This is a genomic window from Paenibacillus helianthi (assembly GCF_001909055.1).
GTDB classification, from domain to species: domain Bacteria; phylum Bacillota; class Bacilli; order Paenibacillales; family Paenibacillaceae; genus Paenibacillus_AQ; species Paenibacillus_AQ helianthi.
Genome location: NZ_LVWI01000064.1, coordinates 22,576 through 43,901, shown reverse-complemented (window position 1 = coordinate 43,901; position 21,326 = coordinate 22,576). Strand labels below are relative to the sequence as shown.

Sequence of the window (21,326 nt, the reverse complement as noted above, 5' to 3'; positions counted from 1 at the left end):
TGAAGACGACGAGGTAGATAGGTTGGAGGTGGAAGTGCAGCAATGCATGGAGCTGACCAATACTAATCGGTCGAGGGCTTATCCAAATCATAAAACGCAGATTCGTTTCGGATTCAGTTTTCAGGAATGAAGGTTCCTGAAGCATTTACGCTGTAAATGCCCGTTTGGTGGCGATAGCGGAGGGGTTCCACGCGTACCCATCCCGAACACGACCGTTAAGCCCTCCAGCGCCGATGGTACTTGGACCGAAGGGTCCTGGGAGAGTAGGACGCCGCCAAGCACATGAAGCCATTGTTGAGCAATCGACAATGGCTTTTTTGTTGTTTTACTAAGTAAGGGATTTCTTAAGGAACTAAGATCTGTAGATATTATAAGTATTAAGAAGAACAGTGGAAAAACTTATCCACATGTGGATAAGGAAATATATTAATACAATGTAGTCAAAGTACTCCCCAGTTTGTGTGGATAGTGTAGAATAATTGTGGATACAAAGGTTCTTTTTTATTAAATCTAACGTTTTTTCGTTGTAAAGGAGATAGCGTAGTGGATAAATCAAATAATCTTCTGTGGACAGAGCAATTTGTGGTTCAGGCAAGCGATACGGATTGCCGTTCTCAGGCAAAGCTCTCTTTCATTTTGGAAATATTGCAGCGTACAGCTGACGCAGCTGTTAACGCACTGGGCTTGAGTCTGGAAAAAATGCTGGATAATGGAATGGGCTGGATGCTGATTACCTTGGACCTTGAGATCCGCCGTATGCCACGGCTAAATGATCAGTTAACAGTGCACACATGGAGTAAAGGAACCAAAGGAGCATTGTGGCAGCGGGATTATCGGATTTACGACAAGAACGATGTAGAGGTTGCTGTAGTGCGTTCTGTCTGGGCTTTAGTGGATATTGAAAAGCGGAAGATTTTGCGGCCAACTGCTATACCGGTCCCTGTGAACCACTATAGTGGTGATTCAGTAGGCAGTATGCCGGATAAAGCGACGATTCCAGATGATATAAGCCTTCAAGCAGCATATCCCTACAAGGTAAGGTTCAGCGGCCTGGATAGTAATCTGCATTTGAATAATGCAAGGTATGGCGAGATCTGCTGTGATGCTCTTTCTTTGGAGGAATGGGGGGCCAAGGAGTTAAAGCGTTTCCGGATAACTTATGTACAGGAAGCTAGGTTAGGCGATGTGCTTCAGATACAGCGTTCCGCCTTAACGAATGAAGGAATATATATGCAGGGTTCAGCAGGAGATAAAGTGTTTTTTACAGCTTGCCTGGGATTCTGAAGAAGCGGGAAGACCGTGCCGATTGCAGACATAGCCATTGTTACAGAATACCAGCTCAGTCGGTGGTATAAATACATACGTTGGAGGTTTAGACTGCTTCTTCAAGTTAAAGGATAGAATTTATTCTATAATAAGAGCTGCTCATTCAGCCTGACGAAATTTTTGGGCTTTGGGATCATGGTATAATAGGGTGTTGTTAGGGAAGGGAGAGAGCGATGAAGGTATTGGTACTTGCTGAGAAGCCGTCAGTTGCGCGTGAAATTGCGCGGGTGATGGGCTGTGGGAACAAACAGAAGAGCTATATTGAAGGACCTAAATATGTAGTTACCTGGGCTTTGGGGCATTTGGTGGGCCTGGCGGAGCCGGAGGACTATAACAATAAATATGCCAGTTGGGCATTGGAGGATTTACCGATTCTGCCGGATAAGGCAAAGCTGAAGGTGCTGCGGGAAACGAACCAGCAGTATAAGGCTGTGCAGCAGCTGATGAAACGTCAGGATATCGAGGAACTAATTGTGGCTACGGATGCTGCGCGTGAAGGTGAACTGCTGGCGCGCTGGATCATGAATATGGCTGGGTGGAAGAAGCCATTCCGGCGGCTCTGGATCTCTTCTCAGACGGATAAGGCGATTAAGGAAGGGTTTGCATCGCTACGTCCGGGCCGGGATTTTGACCGTCTGTATGAATCGGCCCGTTGCCGGGCTGAGGCGGATTGGATGATCGGGCTTAACGTAACCCGGGCGCTGACCTGCAAGTTCGGCGCACCACTGTCTGCCGGACGGGTACAGACACCGACGCTGGGAATGATTATGGACCGGGAAAATGAAATTACCGGCTTCCGTTCTCAGGAATATGACCAGCTGACGGCTGATTTTGGCAGCTTTCAGGCAGGCTGGCGGGCCCAGGGCGGGGATGGGCGTATTTTTGACCGGGATAAAACGGCAATACTAAAAGAGAAGCTCACTGGACGCAGCGGACGAATTACCAAGGTGCAAAAAAGCGAGAAAAGTGAACCGCATCCGCTGGCTTATGATCTTACAGAGCTGCAGCGTGATGCGAACCGTAAGTTTGGCTTCTCGGCCAAGCAAACTTCCAGTGTACTCCAGAAGTTATATGAGCAGCACAAGCTGGTGACCTACCCGCGTACGGATAGCCGCTATTTGACTTCTGATATGACCGGTACGCTCAAAGAAAGGCTGGACAGCGTAGCTGTTGGGCCCTATGCGCCATTGGCAAGACCATTGCTGCGCAAGCCGCTGCCGATTACTAAGCGGATTGTAGACGACAGCAAGGTGAGCGATCACCACGCTATCATTCCTACGGAGCAGACTGTACTTTTAAATCAGCTAAGTGCTGAAGAGCGCAAGCTTTATGATCTCATTGTACGGCGTTTCATTAGCCTGTTCTATCCAGCGGCGCGATATGATGCAGTTGCTGTAACCGTAAACGTGGAAGGCGAGATCTTCTATATCAAAGGAACAACGGTAAAAGATCCTGGCTGGCGCGAGGTCTATGGCGGAGATATGAGCAGCGATGACGAAGAAGAAAATACCGCAGATGAACCAGCTCCGAGCAGTGTGAAACTGCCGGAGCTGCGAGAAGGCGAAACCGTTACCGTCCAGCGCTGTATGATCCGGCCAGGCCGGACGCAGCCGCCGAAGCGCTACAATGAAGCATCGCTGCTGACACAGATGGAGAAGCATGGGCTGGGAACACCAGCTACACGAGCTGACATCATCGAGAAGCTGGTCAGCTCCGATACGATTGAACGCCAGGGCAATCTCCTTCATCCGACAGGTAAGGGCAAACAGCTGATCGGGCTGGTGGCTGGACAACTGCGTACACCGGAGCTTACAGCGCGCTGGGAGGCGGAACTGGAGAAGATCGCCCGCGGACAGGGACGGCCGGAGCCTTTTCTGCAAGGGATACGTAGTATGGCACAGGAGCTGGTGTCTGGTGTGAAGAACAGTGGTGCGGAATACAAGCCACATAACGTCTCCAGCAGCCACTGTCCGAACTGTGGAACGAGAATGCTGGAAAAGAAAACCAAACGCGGAAAGCTGCTGGTCTGCCCGGCAGATGACTGCGGATATACCCGGGCTGGAGAGAAGCAGCTGTCTAACCGCCGATGCCCTCAATGCCATAAGAAGATGGAGCTAAAAGAGGGCAAAGCCGGTCTCTATGTCCAGTGTCTCGGATGCGGAATAACGGAGACCATGGACAAGGATCACAAGCATATCAACAAGCGCGAGCAGCAGAAGCTTGTGCAGCAATACAGCAAGCCTGAAAATGTGGGATCTAACCTGGGTGATCTGCTCAAAGCAGCAATGGAAGCCAAGGAGAAGGGTAAATAAGCGGGTACGCAAATAAGGAATTCCACGGCCAGACTGATGTGAGTAGGGCGTGAGCTGGTTTTGGGATAATCATTAATGCAAAGAAGATTGCCTGAGGTATAGCAGTCTTCTTTTTTTTGGAGTTAACAGAACAGGCTATCGTGAAAGGACGACGAACGGGGACCAAGGAGGCTGGAAAAAGAATAAGGCTTAATTTTATTAATGATTTTTTTAAATTCCAATGTAACATAAAATTTATCGTATAAATGTGCTATGTTTTTTGACATATACTTTTTGTGCTGCGCGCTGAGCAGATAATTATTCTGGACTGTCCAATACAAACCAGATATGTTTTACTTAAAGTTGCAGTGGAAAAGATAGCTTTTTCGGGAAAATAGAAATGAGTGGTGGGTGATCGTATGGTAGCGGATCAGGGGCGGATTGATGCAAAACAAGCGGCGGGAATTCAGGCAGGCTGGGGCGGGAGCCGTTTTTTCTTTTTGATGATTGTATTTATGTTCTGGTTCTCATCATATATCTATGTTCCGGTGCTCTCACCGTATGTGGAGCATTTGGGAGCCTCTTATGTAATGGTAGGAGCGGTCCTTGGGATATATGGGCTGATGCAGATTCTGTTCCGGCTGCCAATCGGCATAGGCTCGGATGTTCTGAACCGGCGTAGGCCGTTTATCTATCTGGGACTGATCGCAAGCGGTTCCAGCAGCCTGCTGTTCCTCGCGGGTGCAAGTCCTGGCTGGGCTCTAGCCGCACGGGCGGTTTCCGGAATTGCAGCCTCGGCTTGGGTTGTCTATTCGGTGATGTTTGCGGGATATTTTCCGAAGGAGCAGGCTGGAAGAGCCATGGGTATGCTGCAGTTCACAACGGTGATTGCACAGCTGGCAAGCATGATGATCAGTGGATACATAACAGAGCATGGGGGGTGGAATGCCCCGTTTATCATTGGCGGAGTGGTTGCGGCTGCTGCACTGTTATTAGCACTCCGCTTGCCGGAACAGCAGCAGGACAAACGTGAAAATACGATAAAGATCAAGGATCTTGCTGAAGTGATCAAGGAACCGCTGCTGGTCAAAGTGTCGCTTTTATCGGTGCTGGCGCATTGTGTGCTCTTCATTACGATGTTCGGTTATACCCCGAATCAGGCGCTTGCCATTGGAGCGAGCAAGGAAAGCCTCGGTTGGCTTACGCTGGCCTTCATGCTGCCCCATGCGGCAGCGACGTTATATGGTTCCCGCTGGTTCGGCAGGCTGCTCGGAGACCGTGGAACACTGCTGCTTGGTTTTGCCGGAAGTGCACTGTTCACTCTGCTAATTCCGTCAATGCCGACACTCATTGCTCTGTGCGCGACCCAGGTGGGGAATGGTTTTATGCAGGGGCTGATCTTTCCTTTGCTGCTGGGCAAATCAGTCTCCGGGGTGGCTCCGTTCAAACGGGCGACGGCAATGGGGTTCTATCAGGCAGTGTATGCTATTGGTATGTCGGGTGGACCTTTTGTGGCGGGATGGATGAGTTCAGCTTATGGATTAAAGGGTGGTTTCTGGCTGGGAGGGATCGCGGCAGCGCTTGCTGCATTGCTCTCCTGGGTATGGGTTAGGGAAGCGGGCGGAGCCGGTGGCCAAGTCAGGCGATCAGAGCAGAAAATTGGCAGCTGATGTAAGGGTCATTGGTTTTTTGTCCAAAAGGGTAATATAATATACAGTAGATAGGCTGTGTGGAGGAGGAGCTGGAAAGCATGGTCCAGGTTGTACTGCTGTGGTTCGCACTGATTAATATTATCGGGTATGTGGTCATGTCCGAGGACAAGAACAGGGCCCGTAAAAGACGGGACCGGGTGCCGGAAAAAACTTTGTTTTTGCTGGCATTCATGGGCGGAGCGCTGGGTGTTCTTATCGCCATGTACCGCAAACGTCACAAGACCAGGCATACTTCCTTCAGGATTGGAATTCCGCTCTTGCTGCTGCTGAATATCTTGCTCTATGGTTACTTTTTGGGATAGATAAAACAGAAGAAGAGGTGGCGTACATGTTATTCTCGAAAATTTTGCTGGCCTATGACGGTTCCAAGGCTTCCAATCAGGCGCTGGAGCGCGCAATCGAACTGGCTAAGGTAACTCCGGGCTCATCCCTTTACGTCGTACACGCTTTCGAATTCCCGCGGTTTTTTATCGGGGAAGCTCTCGCGCCTCTGCCGGCCTCAGTGAACAAGGATTATTATGATTTGGCGGTACAAACCACCGATGAAGTGAAGAGCCGTCTGGAGGCGGAAGGACTGAACGCAACGGTTGAACTGCTGCAAGGCTCGCCTGCTGAAGTGATATTGAGTTACGCTAAGGAGCATGGTGCGGATGTAATCGTGATCGGCAGCCGCGGGCTCGGCGGAATTCGCGAATTTGTTCTGGGCAGTGTCAGCCACAACGTCGTTCAGAGCGCACGCATTCCGGTTTTGGTCGTTAAATAATATAATTTCCTGGAGGAGCGCTATGCGTTCCCCTTTTTCTTTTAGGCAGTTAGATCCCGTGGCCGCAAGAAAATCCAAATGTGCCCAAAAGCGAACGTTTCAACTCCTTTATATGACAATGTTCGTGTTTAAGTTGACATGAAGTGTAGGCCATTGTTAAGATGAACCTATGAAGAGCTCGTATAAAACCGGGGATAGGGCCCGGAAGTTTCTACCCGGTAACCGTAAATTGCCGGACTACGAGGGAATAGGATGACTAGAACGGCCGTCAGCGCCGCCCCGTGCCCGGGGCTGCGAGCTGTGCGCTTGTTCCTGTTACATGCCGCTGCAGCCATAAATCCGATGCGGCGCTCCTAATTCCTGCAGTAGTCTGGGTCCATCCGCAGCAAAATGCGTTGGAATCCGGGCTTTTTTTTTCGGATTTATGGAAAACTGAATGTAACAGGACAAACTTATAGCAACATGAGTCTCTAAAATAGGGAAGCGGAAGGTAGGTTGAATCATGTCAGTGCAGGTTGGTGTCATCATGGGCAGCAAATCAGATTGGGAAACGATGGAGCAAGCGTGTCTTGTGCTTGAGGAGCTGGGCGTAGGATATGAGAAAAAGGTGATCTCGGCACACCGCACACCGGATCTGATGTTCCGCTACGCTGAAGAGGCGGCAGGCCGCGGCCTGCGCGTGATTATCGCAGGGGCAGGTGGAGCTGCGCATTTGCCTGGTATGGTGGCAGCGAAGACAATGCTGCCTGTGATCGGTGTCCCTGTGCAGTCCAAGGCGCTGAACGGCCTGGATTCGCTGCTCTCTATCGTGCAGATGCCGGGTGGCATTCCGGTAGCCACGGTAGCGATTGGCCGTGCCGGAGCCATCAATGCGGGGCTGCTTGCCGCGCAGATCATCGGCGCGTTCGATCCTGAGGTGCAGAGCCGGGCGCAGCAGCGGCGCGATGCCATTCAACGAGAAGTGCTGGAAAGCAGCGAGAGCCTATGAGGCCGGAGGAGCTGAAGGCAGAAGGCTCCGGCATAACGAGGGAAGGGAGCAGGGAAATGCTACAGGCAGAGGGTAAGGGGCTTGCTGATCTGGCAGCTGCGGCTTCTGGAGATACGGGCGTGACAGGTGCTGGCACACCCCGGATGCTCCTGCCAGGAGCAACCATCGGCGTGCTCGGCGGCGGGCAGCTCGGTCGTATGATGGCGCTGGCCGGCAGCGCCATGGGCTATCGCTTCGTGGCGCTGGACCCTGCGCCGGATGCGCCCTGCGGGCAGGTGACGCCGCAAATTACGGCGGCGTACAACGACCGGGACGCAGCGCGTGAGCTGGCGCGGCGCGCGGACGTTATCACGTACGAGTTCGAGAACGTTGACGCGGGCGTGGCCGCGCTGTTGACGTCAGAGTCGTACGTGCCGCAGGGCAGTGCGCTGCTGTATACAACGCAGCACCGGCTGCGCGAAAAAGCCGCCATCGAGGCAGCAGGCGTATCCGTTGCCCCGTACCGCAAGGTCGGCAGCCTGGCGGAGCTTAAGGCCGCTGCTGCCGAGCTGGGCCTGCCCTGTGTGCTGAAGACAGCCACAGGGGGGTATGACGGCAAGGGACAAGCCGTCATCCGGCACTCTGAAGAGCTGGAAACCGCCTTCCGGCAGGTAGCTCCCGGAACGTCTGCCGGGGAGGCGCTACCTGAGCTGGTGCTGGAGAAATTTGTCGCTTTCCAGTGCGAAATTTCTGTAGTTGCCGCCCGCAGCGCCTCCGGCGAGGTCAAGAGCTTCCCGCCTGCGGAGAACATTCACGTGAACAACATCCTGCACCTGTCCATCATACCAGCAAGAGTGCCTGAGGAGATTCAGCGGCGGGCCTGCGAGCTGGCCGAACAGATTGTTACCGGGATGAATGCGGTCGGACTGCTGGCCGTGGAAATGTTCGTGACCGAAGAGGGCGAGCTGTTCGTAAATGAGCTGGCGCCGCGTCCGCATAATTCCGGGCATTATACAATGGACGCCTGCGTAACCTCACAGTTCGAGCAGCATGTGCGTGCCATCTGCAATCTGCCGCTTGGCGACACCTCACTGCTGACCCCTGTGGTCATGGTGAACGTACTCGGCCAGCATCTGGACGGGGCTGTTCAGGCAGTCAGCACGGTGAATGAAGAAGCAAACCGGCTTGGTGTCGCACCCAAGCTTCATATATATGGCAAGGCAGAGAGCAAGACCGGCCGTAAAATGGGCCATATCAACCTGCTCTGCAAGGATACCGGCGACGGGCTGTCCTGGGTAGAGCAAACTAACCTTTGGAGGAACTGACCAGATATGATCGAACGTTACAGCAGACCTGAGATGCGGGCCATTTGGACCGAAGAAAATAAATTCAACGCGTGGCTGGAAGTGGAGATTTGCGCCTGCGAGGCTTGGGCCGAGCTGGGAGTAATCCCGCATGAGGATGCCGCGAAGCTGCGGAAGGATGCCAAATTCGACATCGACCGCATTAATGAGATTGAGCTGGAAACGCGCCATGATGTGATTGCTTTTACCCGTGCGGTATCCGAGAGCCTGGGTGCGGAGCGCAAATGGGTGCATTACGGACTCACTTCCACGGACGTTGTCGACACGGCGCTCGGATACCTGCTGCGCCAGGCCAATGAAATCCTGGAGAAGGACATCATGAACTTTATCGAAATTCTCAAAGACAAGGCGCTGGCATACAAAGACACTCCGATGATGGGACGCACCCATGGCGTGCATGCAGAGCCAACTACCTTTGGTCTCAAAATGGCGCTCTGGTACGAGGAAATGAAGCGCAACCTGGAACGTTTCCGCCATGCTGCGAACGGTGTGCAGTTCGGCAAAATCTCCGGCGCGGTCGGCACCTACGCCAACATTGATCCGTCTGTTGAAGAATTCGTCTGCCGTAAACTCGGCACCAGCCCGGCGCCCATTTCTACACAAACACTGCAGCGTGACCGTCACGCTGAATATATGGCAACCCTGGCGCTCGTCGCCACGTCCCTGGACAAGTTCGCCACCGAGATCCGTGCACTGCAAAAGAGCGAAATCCGCGAGGTGGAGGAAGCTTTTGCCAAAGGCCAAAAGGGTTCCTCGGCAATGCCGCACAAACGCAATCCCATCGGTTGTGAGAACATCTCCGGCTTGTCGCGCGTCATTCGCGGGCACATGGTTACTGCTTACGAGAACGTGCCGCTGTGGCATGAACGCGATATCTCGCACTCCTCCGTGGAGCGGATTATCCTGCCGGATGCAACGATGCTGCTGAACTATATGCTGAATCGCTTCGGCAACATTGTGAAGAACCTGACCGTATTCCCGGAAAACATGAAACGCAACATGAACCGGACCTTCGGCGTACCGTTCTCCGGCCGTATTCTGACCAAGCTGATCGACAAAGGCTTCAGCCGTGAGCAGGCTTATGATACCGTGCAGCCGCGTGCGATGCAGGCCTGGGAGGAACAAACCCAGTTCCGCGATATCGTTGAAGCTACCCCGGAAATCACTGCCGTGCTTAGCCCGGAAGAGATCGAGGATGCTTTTAATCCTTCTTGGCACCTTAAGCATGTGGACACCATCTTCCGCAAGCTGGAGCTTATTTAATAAAGGTAAGTTAGTGGTGAACTGAGGAGCTCGAGAATAATACGAGCGGAAATGCTGAGAAGTTATTTTGTTTCTGAGAAGCGGAGCAACAGGAGATAGGAATAGACATTTGGGTTAAAGATGAACGGAGAGAAATTTTGGAACTGGAGAAGCGTTAGCGTTCGCCTTTATGGTCAGATTTCTACCGCAGCTTGCGGTTAAATCAGAGAAATATGACCATAACAGCGATCGGAAGTCCAAACATTTCTTGCAGTGAACCTATTAACCCCAAGGAGTATTCAATTTTGTGGATTCGAATCGAAGAAAAGAAGACGTCCTAGCTCTTTTAGCTCAAGTATATACGCAAGATCATTAGTTCAAGGGAGGAAAGGTCATGGCATACCCTGCCGTATCCACGGCTGTGGATCTGGTAAATGCACCGCTGCTCTACAAAGGTAAGGTCCGCGAATTATACGATCTGGGGGAAGAAATGCTGGTCGTCGTCACGGACCGGATATCCGCATTTGACTATGTACTTGACCCGGCGGTGCCGGAGAAAGGCAATGTGCTTAACCGGCTCAGCGCCTTTTGGTTCGGATTAACCAAGGAGCTGATGGAGAACCATGTCGTGCATATCGATGTAGACCAGCTTGGAGAGATCGTGAAGGACCGGGAGGCGCTCAAAAACCGTGTCATGGTCGTCCGCAAGGCGGAGCGTATTGATATTGAATGCGTTGTGCGCGGCTGTATCACTGGCGGAGGCTGGCGGCAATATCAGGAGACTGGGAAAGTCAACGGAATCGAGCTTCCCCTAGGCTTGCGCAAAAATGCAGTACTGGCCCAGCCGATTTTCACCCCTGCTGCCAAAAATGATGTCGGTCATGATGAGGATATCCCTTTTGAGAACATGCAGGAGCTGATTGGTGCCGAGCTGGCACTGGAGTTGAAGGAGAAGAGCCTGAAGCTGTTCGCTTTTGCCAGAGAATATTGTGAAGAGCGCGGTATCATCCTGGCGGATTGCAAATTCGAGTTCGGTCTGCTGGACGGCAAAGTGATCCTGATCGATGAGATTTTTACACCGGATGCTTCACGCTTCTGGGCCAAGCATAACTACGCACTGGATATTGAGATCGACAGCATGGATAAGGAACCGGTCCGGACCTATTTGTCCGCATCCTCTTGGGATAAGAACAGCACACCCGACCCGCTGCCTATTGAAGTAGTGGAAGAAACAACACGCCGTTATCTGGACATTTATCATCGTCTCACCGGCAAGTCTTTATAGATTGTAAGTGGTCATAGTTGCGCCAAGTCAAGCTCATTAAATTTTAGGAGGAACTACAAGCGTATGTTAAAAGCGACAGTCTATGTCACCATCAAGAAAAGTGTGCTCGATCCCCAAGGTGTAGCCGTGCAAGGAGCGCTGCATTCCGTAGGTTTTCAGGAAGTGGAGAGCCTGCGGATCGGCAAGTATATGGAACTGACCCTGGATACTGATAACCGCGCTGAAGCGGAAGGACGCCTTAAAGAAATGTGCGAAAAGCTGCTGGCCAACACGGTGATCGAGGATTACCGCTACGAATTGGAGGACTAAAAGTCATGAAATTTGCTGTACTTGTCTTTCCGGGCTCCAATTGTGACATTGACTGCTACAAAGCTGTAGAAGACAGCCTGGGTGAGCCTGTAGATTACGTGTGGCATACGGCGACGGATCTGTCCGACTATGACTGCATTATTGTACCAGGCGGTTTCTCTTATGGTGATTATCTGCGCTGCGGCGCGATTTCCCGGTTTGCTCCGGTCATGGCCGAAGTGGCCAAAGCGGTAGAACAGGGCAAATATGTGCTGGGCATCTGCAACGGGTTCCAAATTTTGACCGAAGCCGGCTTACTGCCGGGAGCACTTCGCCGCAACATGTCGATGAAGTTCCGCTGTCATGATTCGGTGCTTAAGGTGGTTAATAACACTACCCCGTTTACTATTGATTATGCGAAGGATGAAGAGATCGTCATTCCAATCGCACACGGTGAAGGCAACTACTACTGCGATGAAGAGACTCTGGCCGGACTAAAAGCTAACAATCAGATCGTCTTCACTTACAGCGATAACCCTAACGGTTCTGTGGAACATATTGCGGGAATTTGCAATGTGCAGGGCAATGTGGTTGGCATGATGCCTCACCCGGAACGCGCGGCGAACAGCCTGCTGGGTTCGGAAGACGGCAAACGGATGTTCACATCCATTCTCAAGACATGGAGGGATCGTTATGACGCAGCAAGTATCCGCTAAGGAGCCGACCGCAGAGCAAATCGCGGAGCAGAAAATCTACAGTCAATTCGGTGTGTCGGACAGCGAATATGAGCTCATCACTTCTTTCATGGGCCGCAAGCCAAACTATACAGAAATCGGGGTCTTCAGCGTAATGTGGTCCGAGCACTGCGCCTATAAGAACTCCAAACCGCTGCTGGGACGTTTCCCTACAAGCGGGCCGCGTGTACTGATGGGACCTGGTGAAGGTGCGGGTATCGTAGACATCGGTGACAACCAGGCGGTTGTATTCAAAATCGAAAGTCACAACCATCCGTCGGCGGTCGAGCCTTATCAGGGCGCGGCGACAGGGGTGGGCGGGATTATCCGCGATATTTTCTCGATGGGAGCAAGACCGGTAGCTCTGTTGAACTCCCTGCGTTTCGGTAAGCTCGAAAGTGACCGGGTTAAATATTTGTTCGAGCATGTGGTATCCGGTATCGCAGGCTACGGTAACTGTATCGGAATTCCTACAGTGGGCGGCGAAATTATGTTCGACAACAGCTATGACGGCAATCCGCTGGTCAATGCGATGTGTGTCGGACTCATTGATCATGATAAAATCCAGCGCGGTGTCGCTAAAGGTGTGGGCAATCCAGTGTTTTACGTTGGTCCGCCTACCGGACGCGACGGAATTCACGGGGCAACCTTTGCCTCCGTGGAGCTGAGCGAAGAATCGGAAGCCAAGAAGACTGCAGTGCAGGTCGGCGATCCGTTTATGGAAAAGCTGGTCATGGAATCCTGCCTGGAGCTGATCGACAGCGGCATCGTGCTTGGCATTCAGGATATGGGCGCAGCCGGACTGACCTGTTCCAGTGCTGAAATGGCAAGTAAAGCGGGCAATGGTCTTGAACTCTATCTGGACCAGGTGCCACAGCGTGAAGACGGTATGACGCCTTACGAAATGATGCTCTCTGAATCACAAGAGCGGATGCTGTTTGTGGTAGAGCCTAAGGATGAGGCACAGGCACAAGAGATTTTTGACCGCTGGGGTGTCATTTGCCGCAAGGTGGGCAAGGTAACGGATGACGGACGTCTGAAGCTGTTCCATCACGGCGAGGTTGTTGGCGATATGCCCGTAACGGCTCTTGTGGATGAATGCCCGATCTATAAAAAACCATCTGCAGTTCCTGCCTACTATGAGGAGAACGCCAGTGTTGACACGCTGCGCTATGTCGAGGTAACTGATCTTGGCGGTGCACTGCACACTATACTGGCTTCACCGACAGTGGCAAGCAAAGCATGGGTGTATAACCAATATGATTATATGGTACGGACCAGCACAGCGGTGCGCCCAGGCTCGGATGCGGCAGTGGTAACGATTCACGGCACACGCAAAGGCCTGGCAATGACTACAGACTGCAACGGACGTTATGTCTATCTGGACCCTGAAGTGGGCGGACGTATCGCGGTAAGTGAAGCAGCGCGTAACATCGTTTGTTCCGGGGCGAAGCCGCTGGCGATTACGGATAACCTAAACTTTGGCAGCCCGGAGAAGCCGGAGATTTTCTGGCAGATGGAACGGGCGGTAGACGGTATGGCTGAAGCCTGTCGTGTGCTGGATACGCCGGTTATCGGCGGAAATGTCAGCTTGTACAACGAAAATGCTGCCGGCGCCATCTATCCTACCCCGGTTGTCGGTATGGTGGGACTGGTTGAAGATACCGATCACATTACTACACAAGCCTTCAAGCAAGAAGGTGATGCTATTCTGCTGCTGGGTGTAACCAAAGCAGAGCTTGGCGGAAGTGAGTTCCAGTATGCCGTACATGGCTTGACTGAAGGACGTCCGCCAGAACTGGATCTGGCTACAGAGCAAAAGCTGCTGGATGCTGTGCTCGGCACCATCCGTAGCGGTCTGGTCCGCTCGGCGCATGACCTTTCGGAAGGCGGTTTAGCTGTAGCACTGGCGGAGAGCTGCATCAGCGGTTCGATTGGCGCAAATGTGAAGCTGTCCGCTGGCGGACTGCGCCCGGATGTGGCGCTGTTCAGCGAGAGCCAGTCCCGCATTGTGCTGACATCGGCACCTGACCGTGCGGAAGAGCTGAAAGCAGCGGTAGCTGCTTACGGTGTACCGGTAGAAATCATCGGAACCGTCGGTGGCGATAGACTTCGTGTGTCCCTGGACGGCGCATCCGCACTGGATGAGGCTGTAGAGGCATTAAAAATCACTTGGGAGGATGCTATTCCATGTCTTATGAAATAAAGACCGGGAACAAGCAGGAGACCCCTATCCTGTGGACCGGCGACTTTTACAACGAAGGAACGGGCTCGGGAGATATTTTTGACACGCTAAAAGAAGAATGCGGCGTCTTCGGGGTCTTTGGACACCCGGAGGCCGCCTCCATGTCGTACTACGGCCTGCACGCTCTGCAGCACCGGGGAGAAGAGAGTGCGGGCATCTGCGTGGCGGATGGACGTGACTTCAACTATCACCGGGGTATGGGACTGGTCAAAGAAGTGTTCGACAAGGACAAAATCGCCTCTCTGATCGGCAATATGTCCATTGGCCATGTGCGCTATTCCACCAGTGGCGACAGCCGGCTGACTAATGCGCAGCCGCTGGTCTTTAAATACCGTGACGGGGATCTGGCGATCGCCACCAACGGGAACATCGTCAATGAGCCGCTGATCCGCAAACAGCTGGAGCAGGGCGGCTCGATTTTCCAGACCACAAGTGACACGGAAGTCCTGGCGCATCTGATTGCGAGGTCGCAGAAGGATTTTGTCGAAGCGACCAAAGATGCGCTTAAGCAGCTCGTGGGAGGCTTTGCCTTCCTGCTGATGACGAACGACAAGCTGATCGTAGCATCCGATACGCATGGCCTCCGCCCGCTAGTGATGGGACGTGTAGGGGAAGCCTATGTTTTCGCTTCGGAATCCTGCGCACTGGAAGTCATTGGTGCTCAGTTCGTCCGTGACATTGAGCCCGGCGAATTGCTGGTACTTGATCAGAACGGCTTCAAGGAAGACCGGTTCGCTGAGCCGCAGCGCAAAGCACTGTGTGCCATGGAATATATTTATTTCGCCCGTCCCGACAGCGATCTGAACGGATCCAACCTGCACTCCGCCCGTAAGCGGATGGGCAGCCGTATGGCCCTGGAAGCGTTCGTGGATGCAGACATCGTAACGGGGGTACCGGACTCCAGTATCTCAGCAGCCATCGGCTTTGCAGAACAGACGGGTATTCCTTATGAGCTTGGCCTCATCAAGAACAAATACACGGGCCGGACCTTCATCCAGCCCAGCCAGGAACTTCGTGAGCAGGGCGTAAAGATGAAGCTGAGCGCAGTCCGCCGCGTCGTTGAAGGCCAGCGCGTAGTCATGATCGACGATTCCATCGTACGCGGCACTACCTCGCGCCGGATCGTCAACCTGCTACGTGAAGCCGGAGCAACCGAAGTCCATGTGCGGATTACTTCACCGCCATTCAAGAATCCTTGCTTCTACGGCATCGATACACCGGACCGCCGCGAGCTGATCGCCTCTTACAAGACGATTGCCGAAATGTGTGAAGAGATCAATGCCGATTCGCTGGCGTTCCTCTCCCCGGAGGGCCTGATTCAGTCCATCGGCGGGTATAACAGCGGGGATTACAAAGGCGGTTTGTGCCTGTCCTGTTTCGATAATGATTACCCGACGCAGGTGGATTTCGGCGGGGAAGAGAAGGACGGATGCTCTTGTTAATATGGGTTCATCCCCCTAAGTCCCCCTTGCAAAGGGGGATTCCGAAGGGCGCTGCCCTCCGGCCACCCGAAAGTTTGGCGGTAGGAGATTGTTTTTAGCTTTCTAAGAGGGCGTGGGTGCGGGTGCCCGCTTTGTCCTGCGGACACGCTCAACAGCGCACCGCGCCCTGGCGGCATGCTGCCTCGCCGGGCCTAGGAGCTCAAGCCCCCGTCCTGTTTGCTTCGCAAAAGCGGGGGTGCTCTCGCCCGAGGAGCGCACGGCTTCGCCTCGTGCGGCAACACCAAAGGCTCAAGCCCCCGTCCTGTTTGCTTCGCAAAAGCGGGGGTGCTCTCGCTAAAGGAGGCGCTTGGCTTCGCCAAGAGCGCCGACTGACTGCCCTGTGCAAGGCGCGTAAGTCCGGCTTGCGGCCGGGTTTGAACCCGGTGGTTGGAGTGATGGAGAGGAAGTTTGGAACTGGAGAAGCGTAGCGCTTGCCTTTATGGGTGGATTTCTACCGCGAAGAGCGGTTCAAATCAAAGAAATCCAACCATAACAGCAATCGGAAGTCCAAACATTCCTTGTAATCACGATAATAACCACCCCAGCTTCAAATCCCTGCCGCCCCGACCACACGCGCTCTAAACTAATTCAAATGAGGTGTCCCAAGTGTCAGAAGCTTACAAAAACGCCGGAGTGGATATTGCGGCTGGCAATGAAGCGGTTGAACGCATGAAAAAGCATGTGAAGCGCACGTACCGTCCGGAAGTTATGACGGAGCTGGGCGGCTTCGGAGCGCTCTTTGGTCTCAATAAAGACAAGTATGAAGAGCCGGTGCTCGTATCGGGAACCGATGGGGTGGGCACGAAGCTCAAAATTGCTTTCGCGGCCGACCGCCACGACAAGATTGGTATTGATGCCGTAGCCATGTGTGTGAATGATATTGTAGTACAGGGTGCAGAGCCGTTGTTCTTCCTCGATTACCTGGCCTGCGACAAGGTGGTGCCGGAGAAGATTGAGGCCATTGTTGCCGGGATCGCTGAAGGCTGCCATCAGGCAGGCTGCGCGCTGATCGGCGGCGAGACTGCGGAGATGCCGGGTATGTATTCAGCAGGCGAATATGATATCGCCGGATTCACGGTGGGTGTGGCGGACAAGGCCAAGCTGGTAACAGGTGCGGACATTGCGCCTGGAGATACAGTCATTGGTCTGGCTTCCAGTGGGGTGCACAGCAACGGGTTCTCGCTGGTGCGTAAGCTTTTGCTGGAGGAAGACGGCTATGAACTGAGCGCTGTGGTTCCAGAGCTGGGCGCTCCGCTGGTAGATGTGCTGCTTGCACCTACCAAGATCTATGTGAAGCCGTTGCTGGCACTGCTGGAGCAGCTTCCGGTCAAAGGTATGGCGCATATTACCGGAGGCGGGTTCATTGAGAATATTCCGCGCGTACTGCCGGACCATGTGAATGTAGACATCAACTACGGCTCCTGGCCGATATTGCCGATTTTCGGGTTGATGCAGAAGAAGGGCAATGTGAGCAACCGCGATATGTTCACCACCTTTAATATGGGTGTAGGTCTGGTGATGGTTGTAGCTGAAGCTGATGGGGAGCGTGCACTGGAGCTGCTGAAGGCTGCCGGGGAAGAAGCTTACCGGATTGGTACAGTAACGCAAGGGGATCGCATCGTTACCTTTACGGGAGCTGAAGTCTGATGCAGTGGAGCCGGATCGCTGTCTTTGCCTCTGGGCAGGGCAGCAATTTTGCCGCACTGGCAGAGGCGGAGCGGGCAGGACTGCTTGGAGGAGGCCGTATTGAGCTGCTTGTGTCCGACAAGCCGGAAGCACCTGTGGCGAAGCGGGCAGAGGAGGCGGGTATTCCCTCCCTCCTGCTGCGGCCGAAGGATTTTGCAAGCCGTGAGCTATATGAGGCCGAGATTGTAGCTGAACTGAAGCGCCGGGATATCGGTCTGATTGTGCTGGCCGGATACATGCGGCTGATTACCCCGGTTTTGCTTGAACCTTATGGAGGACGGATTATTAACATTCATCCTTCGCTTTTGCCTGCGTTTGCCGGTAAGGACGCTATTGGCCAGGCTCTGGAGTATGGCGTCAAGCTGACCGGAGTCACCGTGCATTTTGTCGATGGAGGGATGGACACCGGTCCGGTTATTGCCCAGCGCAGTGTGGTCGTCAATGCTGGCGACACGCCGGAATCGCTGGCAGAACGCATCCATAAAATCGAATATGAGCTGTATCCCGAGGTTGTGCGTGCATTGGCTGAGGGGAAGGTTACGCTGGAGGGCAGACAGACCATTATCCGCAGATAGCATATTGGTCCGGGATGTGTCCTAGAGGCAGCTTCATAAGCGCATGAATCGACTTTCTCAGACGAGCCTGACCTGTTCTGATATTTCTCGGGAAATATTGCACAAGCGGGGAGCAGATGTCGAGCAGCAGGAGGGTTATGTGCGAATATTGTTGTGCGGATAGAAATCCATACATTCCCTGCAGTTACGACCAGAACCCATTGGGATTATCTAAAGTTCAACTAATAAAGCTAAGGCCAATTTTCACATAGCAGTGCTTCAGTACCGATTCACCTGTAACTAAATTCAGCATCATCCGGAAGGGGACTATTCAAAGTGAGTATCAAAAGAGCGCTGGTCAGCGTATCGGACAAACAGGGCATCGTGGATTTTTGCCGCGAGTTGTCTGCATTGGGCGTAGAAATCATCTCCACAGGCGGCACTAGCACCCTTTTGGCCAAAGAAGGCGTACCGGTCATCGGCATTTCTGATGTGACGGGCTTTCCGGAAATTATGGATGGACGTGTTAAAACACTGCATCCGGCTGTACACAGCGGCCTTCTGGCGGTTCGTGACAACGAGGAGCATACGCGTCAGATGCAGGAGCTGGGTCTGGACTACATCGATCTGGTCGTGGTAAATCTCTATCCGTTCGCGGAGACGATTGCCAAACCGGATGTATCGTATGAGGAAGCCATCGAGAACATCGATATCGGCGGACCGACGATGCTGCGTTCGGCGGCGAAGAACCATGCCTTTGTCAGTGTGGTAGTGGATTCAGCTGATTATGCTACCGTGCTTGAGGAAGTACGCGCAGGCGGAGATACGACTCTAGAGACCCGCAAACGTCTTGCGGCAAAAGTGTTCCGCCACACGGCGGCTTACGATGCCCTGATTTCCGATTATCTGGCGAATGTGACCGGTGAACCGCTGCCGGAGCGCTATACGGTAACCTACGAGAAGATTCAGGATCTGCGTTACGGGGAGAATCCGCATCAGAAGGCTGCCTTCTACCGCAAACCTCTGGCTGCCCAGGATACACTCACGGCTGCCGAGCAGCTTCACGGCAAAGAGCTCTCCTACAACAATATCAATGATGCCAACGCGGCTTTACAGATTGTGAAGGAGTTCGAAGAGCCGGCTGTTGTAGCAGTTAAGCATATGAATCCTTGCGGCGTAGGCGTTGGGGCAAGTGTATATGAAGCTTATCAAAAAGCTTATAATGCCGATCCAACCTCCATCTTTGGCGGAATTGTAGCCGCGAACCGGATTATTGATGCCGATACGGCCAATATGCTGAAGGATATTTTTCTGGAAATCGTGCTGGCCCCGGGCTTTACCGACGAAGCGCTGGAAATTCTCACGAAGAAAAAGAACATCCGGCTGCTCAAACTCGGAAATCTCAGCACGGCTACAGCGCGCAAATCGAGCTTTGTGGTGACCTCAATTGAAGGTGGCATGGTCGTTCAGGAGAGCGATGTGCATTCCGTCAATCCTGAGGAGCTGCAGGTAGTGACTACCCGCAAGCCAACAGAGGAAGAATTGAAGCAGCTGCTGTTCGGCTGGAAGGTCGTTAAGCATGTGAAATCTAACGCGATTGTGCTGGCGGCAGATGATATGACAGTCGGCGTAGGCGCAGGCCAAATGAACCGTGTCGGTGCAGCGAAGATTGCCATCGAGCAGGCCGGGGAGAAAGCCAAAGGCTCCATATTAGCATCCGATGCCTTTTTCCCGATGGGCGATACGCTGGAAATGGCAGCAAAAGCAGGGATAACCGCAGTCATTCAACCAGGCGGTTCCATCAAGGACGAGGAGTCCATCAAGGTTGCTAACGAATATGGTATTGCCATGGTCTTCACCGGCGTTCGCCATTTCAAACACTAGAACGCTGGGAGGGCTCATTTCAATGGATATTTTAGTAGTGGGCGGGGGCGGCCGGGAGCATGCTATCATCTGGAGCCTGTCCCGCAGTCCCAAAGCCGGCAAAATCTACTGTGCACCCGGCAACGCCGGGATTGCACAGCTTGCGGAATGTGTACCGATCGACGTGTTCGAGTTCGATAAGTTGACCGCTTTTGCCAAGGACAAGAACATTGACTATGTGGTTATCGGACCGGATGATCCGCTTGCTGCTGGCATAGTCGATGCATTTGAAGCGGAAGATATTCCTGTATTCGGACCACGCAAGAATGCGGCAGAAATTGAAGGCAGCAAGACCTTTATGAAGGACCTCCTGCATAAATACAGTATTCCTACCGCAGCCTATGAGAAGTTCAGCGATTATGAGGCCGCACTCGCCTATTTACGCAGCCAGGGCCTGCCGATTGTCATTAAAGCAGACGGGCTGGCGGCTGGAAAGGGCGTAACCGTGGCCTATTCCCGTGAAGAAGCGGAGCTTGCCCTGCAGGATATTATGGTGACCAAGGTGTTTGGGGAAGCCGGTGCACAGGTGGTCATTGAGGAGTTTCTGGCCGGGCAGGAAATGTCGATTCTTGCCTTTGTTGATGGAGAAACTGTGCGTCCGATGGCTGCTGCACAGGACCACAAGCCTGCATTTGACGATGACAAAGGTCCCAATACAGGCGGAATGGGTACCTATTCACCTCTGCCGCATATTGACGAGGCCATTATTCAGGAAGCCTTGGAAACGATTATCAAGCCGACTGCGCGGGCAATGGTAGCGGAAGGCCGCCCATTCAGCGGCGTCTTGTTCGCCGGTCTGATGATCTCTCCGGAGGGCAAACCGAAGACCATTGAATTTAACGCACGCTTTGGCGATCCCGAGACACAGGTCGTGCTTCCAAGATTAAAGAGTGATCTGCTGGAGATCTTTCTTGCTGTAACCGAGGGAAGACTCGCAGATATCGAGATTGAATGGAGCGAGGAAGCCGCTGTATGTGTAGTCTTGGCTTCCGAAGGATACCCGGGCCCTTATCCAAAAGGAGTGCCGATTTCAGGACTCGGGGACCGCGCCAATGAGCTGGTTTTTCATGCCGGAACTGCGCGTACGGAAGATGGGACATGGGTGACCAATGGCGGACGGGTGCTGGGCGTCGTTGGCATGGGAGCCAGCATTGCCGAAGCGCGTTCAGCAGCATATGCCAGTGCGGCAAAGATTTCATTTCCCGGAATGCACAGCCGCACCGACATCGCTATGAAGGCATTGGTCTGAGGACAAAGAACTGTATTAGAGAACCCTTTTACGCTATTAGTCCTAAAAAAGGACTGACAAGTGATAGAAGAAGTGCTATAATACAACTCGTACGGGGGAAAAATGTGCGGATATATACAGATAAAGGGTCTTTCCTTTCAGGAAAGGCCTTTTTTAAATCATTAGAAATGCAAGTCATATAGAATGCCTCGTGCCCGGAAATGATACCTGTAGTGC

The 21,326-nt window shown here is 53.1% G+C and carries 17 protein-coding genes, 2 rRNA genes and 1 riboswitch; all 19 genes read left to right on the top strand.

Annotation, left to right across the window (positions count from 1 at the left end; genetic code table 11):
• Positions 1-86, top strand: a 23S ribosomal RNA gene (locus tag A3844_RS23770); the annotation flags it as partial.
• A 77-nt stretch (positions 87-163) separates the two neighbouring features.
• Positions 164-280: ribosomal RNA gene (gene rrf, locus A3844_RS23765) — 5S ribosomal RNA — on the top strand.
• A 263-nt stretch (positions 281-543) separates the two neighbouring features.
• On the top strand, positions 544-1,284 hold the full coding sequence (locus tag A3844_RS23760; protein WP_074108655.1) for an acyl-[acyl-carrier-protein] thioesterase: 741 nt from the start codon (positions 544-546) through the stop codon (positions 1,282-1,284).
• Positions 1,285-1,499: 215 nt separating this feature from the next.
• The gene (locus A3844_RS23755; protein ID WP_074108654.1) at positions 1,500-3,638 is read left to right on the top strand and encodes a DNA topoisomerase III; all 2,139 of its coding nucleotides are present in this window, start codon (positions 1,500-1,502) and stop codon (positions 3,636-3,638) included.
• Between the two features lie 398 nt (positions 3,639-4,036).
• The gene (locus A3844_RS23750) at positions 4,037-5,287 is read left to right on the top strand and encodes an MFS transporter (RefSeq protein WP_083606989.1); all 1,251 of its coding nucleotides are present in this window, start codon (positions 4,037-4,039) and stop codon (positions 5,285-5,287) included.
• A gap of 80 nt (positions 5,288-5,367) precedes the next feature.
• Positions 5,368-5,631 carry a DUF1294 domain-containing protein gene (locus A3844_RS23745; protein WP_074102819.1) on the top strand — a complete coding sequence of 88 codons (264 nt, stop codon included), beginning with the start codon at positions 5,368-5,370 and terminating at the stop codon, positions 5,629-5,631.
• Positions 5,632-5,657: 26 nt separating this feature from the next.
• Positions 5,658-6,092: a universal stress protein gene (locus A3844_RS23740; RefSeq protein WP_074084241.1), complete on the top strand. Its 435-nt coding sequence runs from the start codon at positions 5,658-5,660 to the stop codon at positions 6,090-6,092.
• Positions 6,093-6,250: 158 nt separating this feature from the next.
• Positions 6,251-6,352: riboswitch (purine riboswitch) on the top strand.
• Positions 6,353-6,594: 242 nt separating this feature from the next.
• Complete coding sequence (gene purE, locus A3844_RS23735) at positions 6,595-7,080, top strand: 5-(carboxyamino)imidazole ribonucleotide mutase (protein ID WP_074084242.1); 486 nt, start codon at positions 6,595-6,597, stop codon at positions 7,078-7,080.
• A 143-nt stretch (positions 7,081-7,223) separates the two neighbouring features.
• Positions 7,224-8,384, top strand: a complete 1,161-nt coding sequence (gene purK, locus A3844_RS23730; RefSeq protein WP_074108659.1) for a 5-(carboxyamino)imidazole ribonucleotide synthase — start codon at positions 7,224-7,226, stop codon at positions 8,382-8,384.
• Positions 8,385-8,390: 6 nt separating this feature from the next.
• On the top strand, positions 8,391-9,686 hold the full coding sequence (gene purB / locus A3844_RS23725) for an adenylosuccinate lyase (protein WP_074102818.1): 1,296 nt from the start codon (positions 8,391-8,393) through the stop codon (positions 9,684-9,686).
• Between the two features lie 373 nt (positions 9,687-10,059).
• A complete protein-coding gene (locus tag A3844_RS23720; RefSeq protein WP_074108653.1) occupies positions 10,060-10,950 on the top strand; it encodes a phosphoribosylaminoimidazolesuccinocarboxamide synthase in 891 nt (296 codons plus the stop codon).
• Between the two features lie 63 nt (positions 10,951-11,013).
• Positions 11,014-11,259 (top strand): phosphoribosylformylglycinamidine synthase subunit PurS, encoded by a 246-nt coding sequence (gene purS / locus A3844_RS23715; RefSeq protein ID WP_019913657.1) that lies wholly within the window; start codon positions 11,014-11,016, stop codon positions 11,257-11,259.
• A 5-nt stretch (positions 11,260-11,264) separates the two neighbouring features.
• Entirely contained in the window at positions 11,265-11,954 is a 690-nt protein-coding gene (purQ, locus tag A3844_RS23710; RefSeq protein WP_074084245.1) for a phosphoribosylformylglycinamidine synthase subunit PurQ, read from the top strand.
• Positions 11,932-14,178 (top strand): phosphoribosylformylglycinamidine synthase subunit PurL, encoded by a 2,247-nt coding sequence (gene purL, locus A3844_RS23705; RefSeq protein ID WP_074102817.1) that lies wholly within the window; start codon positions 11,932-11,934, stop codon positions 14,176-14,178. The genes purQ and purL overlap by 23 nt, the downstream gene beginning before the upstream one ends.
• Positions 14,163-15,659 (top strand): amidophosphoribosyltransferase, encoded by a 1,497-nt coding sequence (gene purF / locus A3844_RS23700; protein WP_074084247.1) that lies wholly within the window; start codon positions 14,163-14,165, stop codon positions 15,657-15,659. The genes purL and purF overlap by 16 nt, the downstream gene beginning before the upstream one ends.
• A 645-nt stretch (positions 15,660-16,304) precedes the next feature.
• Positions 16,305-17,345 (top strand): phosphoribosylformylglycinamidine cyclo-ligase, encoded by a 1,041-nt coding sequence (gene purM, locus A3844_RS23695; RefSeq protein WP_074108652.1) that lies wholly within the window; start codon positions 16,305-16,307, stop codon positions 17,343-17,345.
• Positions 17,345-17,959 carry a phosphoribosylglycinamide formyltransferase gene (purN, locus tag A3844_RS23690; protein WP_178382394.1) on the top strand — a complete coding sequence of 205 codons (615 nt, stop codon included), beginning with the start codon at positions 17,345-17,347 and terminating at the stop codon, positions 17,957-17,959. The genes purM and purN overlap by 1 nt, the downstream gene beginning before the upstream one ends.
• Before the next feature lie 315 nt (positions 17,960-18,274).
• Positions 18,275-19,822 carry a bifunctional phosphoribosylaminoimidazolecarboxamide formyltransferase/IMP cyclohydrolase gene (gene purH / locus A3844_RS23685; protein WP_074108651.1) on the top strand — a complete coding sequence of 516 codons (1,548 nt, stop codon included), beginning with the start codon at positions 18,275-18,277 and terminating at the stop codon, positions 19,820-19,822.
• A 22-nt stretch (positions 19,823-19,844) separates the two neighbouring features.
• Positions 19,845-21,110, top strand: a complete 1,266-nt coding sequence (purD, locus tag A3844_RS23680) for a phosphoribosylamine--glycine ligase (RefSeq protein ID WP_074108650.1) — start codon at positions 19,845-19,847, stop codon at positions 21,108-21,110.
• Positions 21,111-21,326: the final 216 nt, after the last annotated feature.

Excerpts from the sequence above, each read along its gene's own strand:
- purK (WP_074108659.1), top strand. The coding sequence starts at position 7,224 with ATGCTCCTGCCAGGAGCAACCATCGGCGTGCTCGGCGGCGGGCAGCTC.
- A3844_RS23740 (WP_074084241.1), top strand. The coding sequence starts at position 5,658 with ATGTTATTCTCGAAAATTTTGCTGGCCTATGACGGTTCCAAGGCTTCC.
- A3844_RS23750 (WP_083606989.1), top strand. The coding sequence starts at position 4,037 with ATGGTAGCGGATCAGGGGCGGATTGATGCAAAACAAGCGGCGGGAATT.
- A3844_RS23745 (WP_074102819.1), top strand. The coding sequence starts at position 5,368 with ATGGTCCAGGTTGTACTGCTGTGGTTCGCACTGATTAATATTATCGGG.
- purE (WP_074084242.1), top strand. The coding sequence starts at position 6,595 with ATGTCAGTGCAGGTTGGTGTCATCATGGGCAGCAAATCAGATTGGGAA.
- purS (WP_019913657.1), top strand. The coding sequence starts at position 11,014 with ATGTTAAAAGCGACAGTCTATGTCACCATCAAGAAAAGTGTGCTCGAT.
- A3844_RS23720 (WP_074108653.1), top strand. The coding sequence starts at position 10,060 with ATGGCATACCCTGCCGTATCCACGGCTGTGGATCTGGTAAATGCACCG.
- purD (WP_074108650.1), top strand. The coding sequence starts at position 19,845 with ATGGATATTTTAGTAGTGGGCGGGGGCGGCCGGGAGCATGCTATCATC.
- purQ (WP_074084245.1), top strand. The coding sequence starts at position 11,265 with ATGAAATTTGCTGTACTTGTCTTTCCGGGCTCCAATTGTGACATTGAC.
- purF (WP_074084247.1), top strand. The coding sequence starts at position 14,163 with ATGTCTTATGAAATAAAGACCGGGAACAAGCAGGAGACCCCTATCCTG.
- A3844_RS23755 (WP_074108654.1), top strand. The coding sequence starts at position 1,500 with ATGAAGGTATTGGTACTTGCTGAGAAGCCGTCAGTTGCGCGTGAAATT.
- purN (WP_178382394.1), top strand. The coding sequence starts at position 17,345 with ATGCAGTGGAGCCGGATCGCTGTCTTTGCCTCTGGGCAGGGCAGCAAT.
- purB (WP_074102818.1), top strand. The coding sequence starts at position 8,391 with ATGATCGAACGTTACAGCAGACCTGAGATGCGGGCCATTTGGACCGAA.
- purL (WP_074102817.1), top strand. The coding sequence starts at position 11,932 with ATGACGCAGCAAGTATCCGCTAAGGAGCCGACCGCAGAGCAAATCGCG.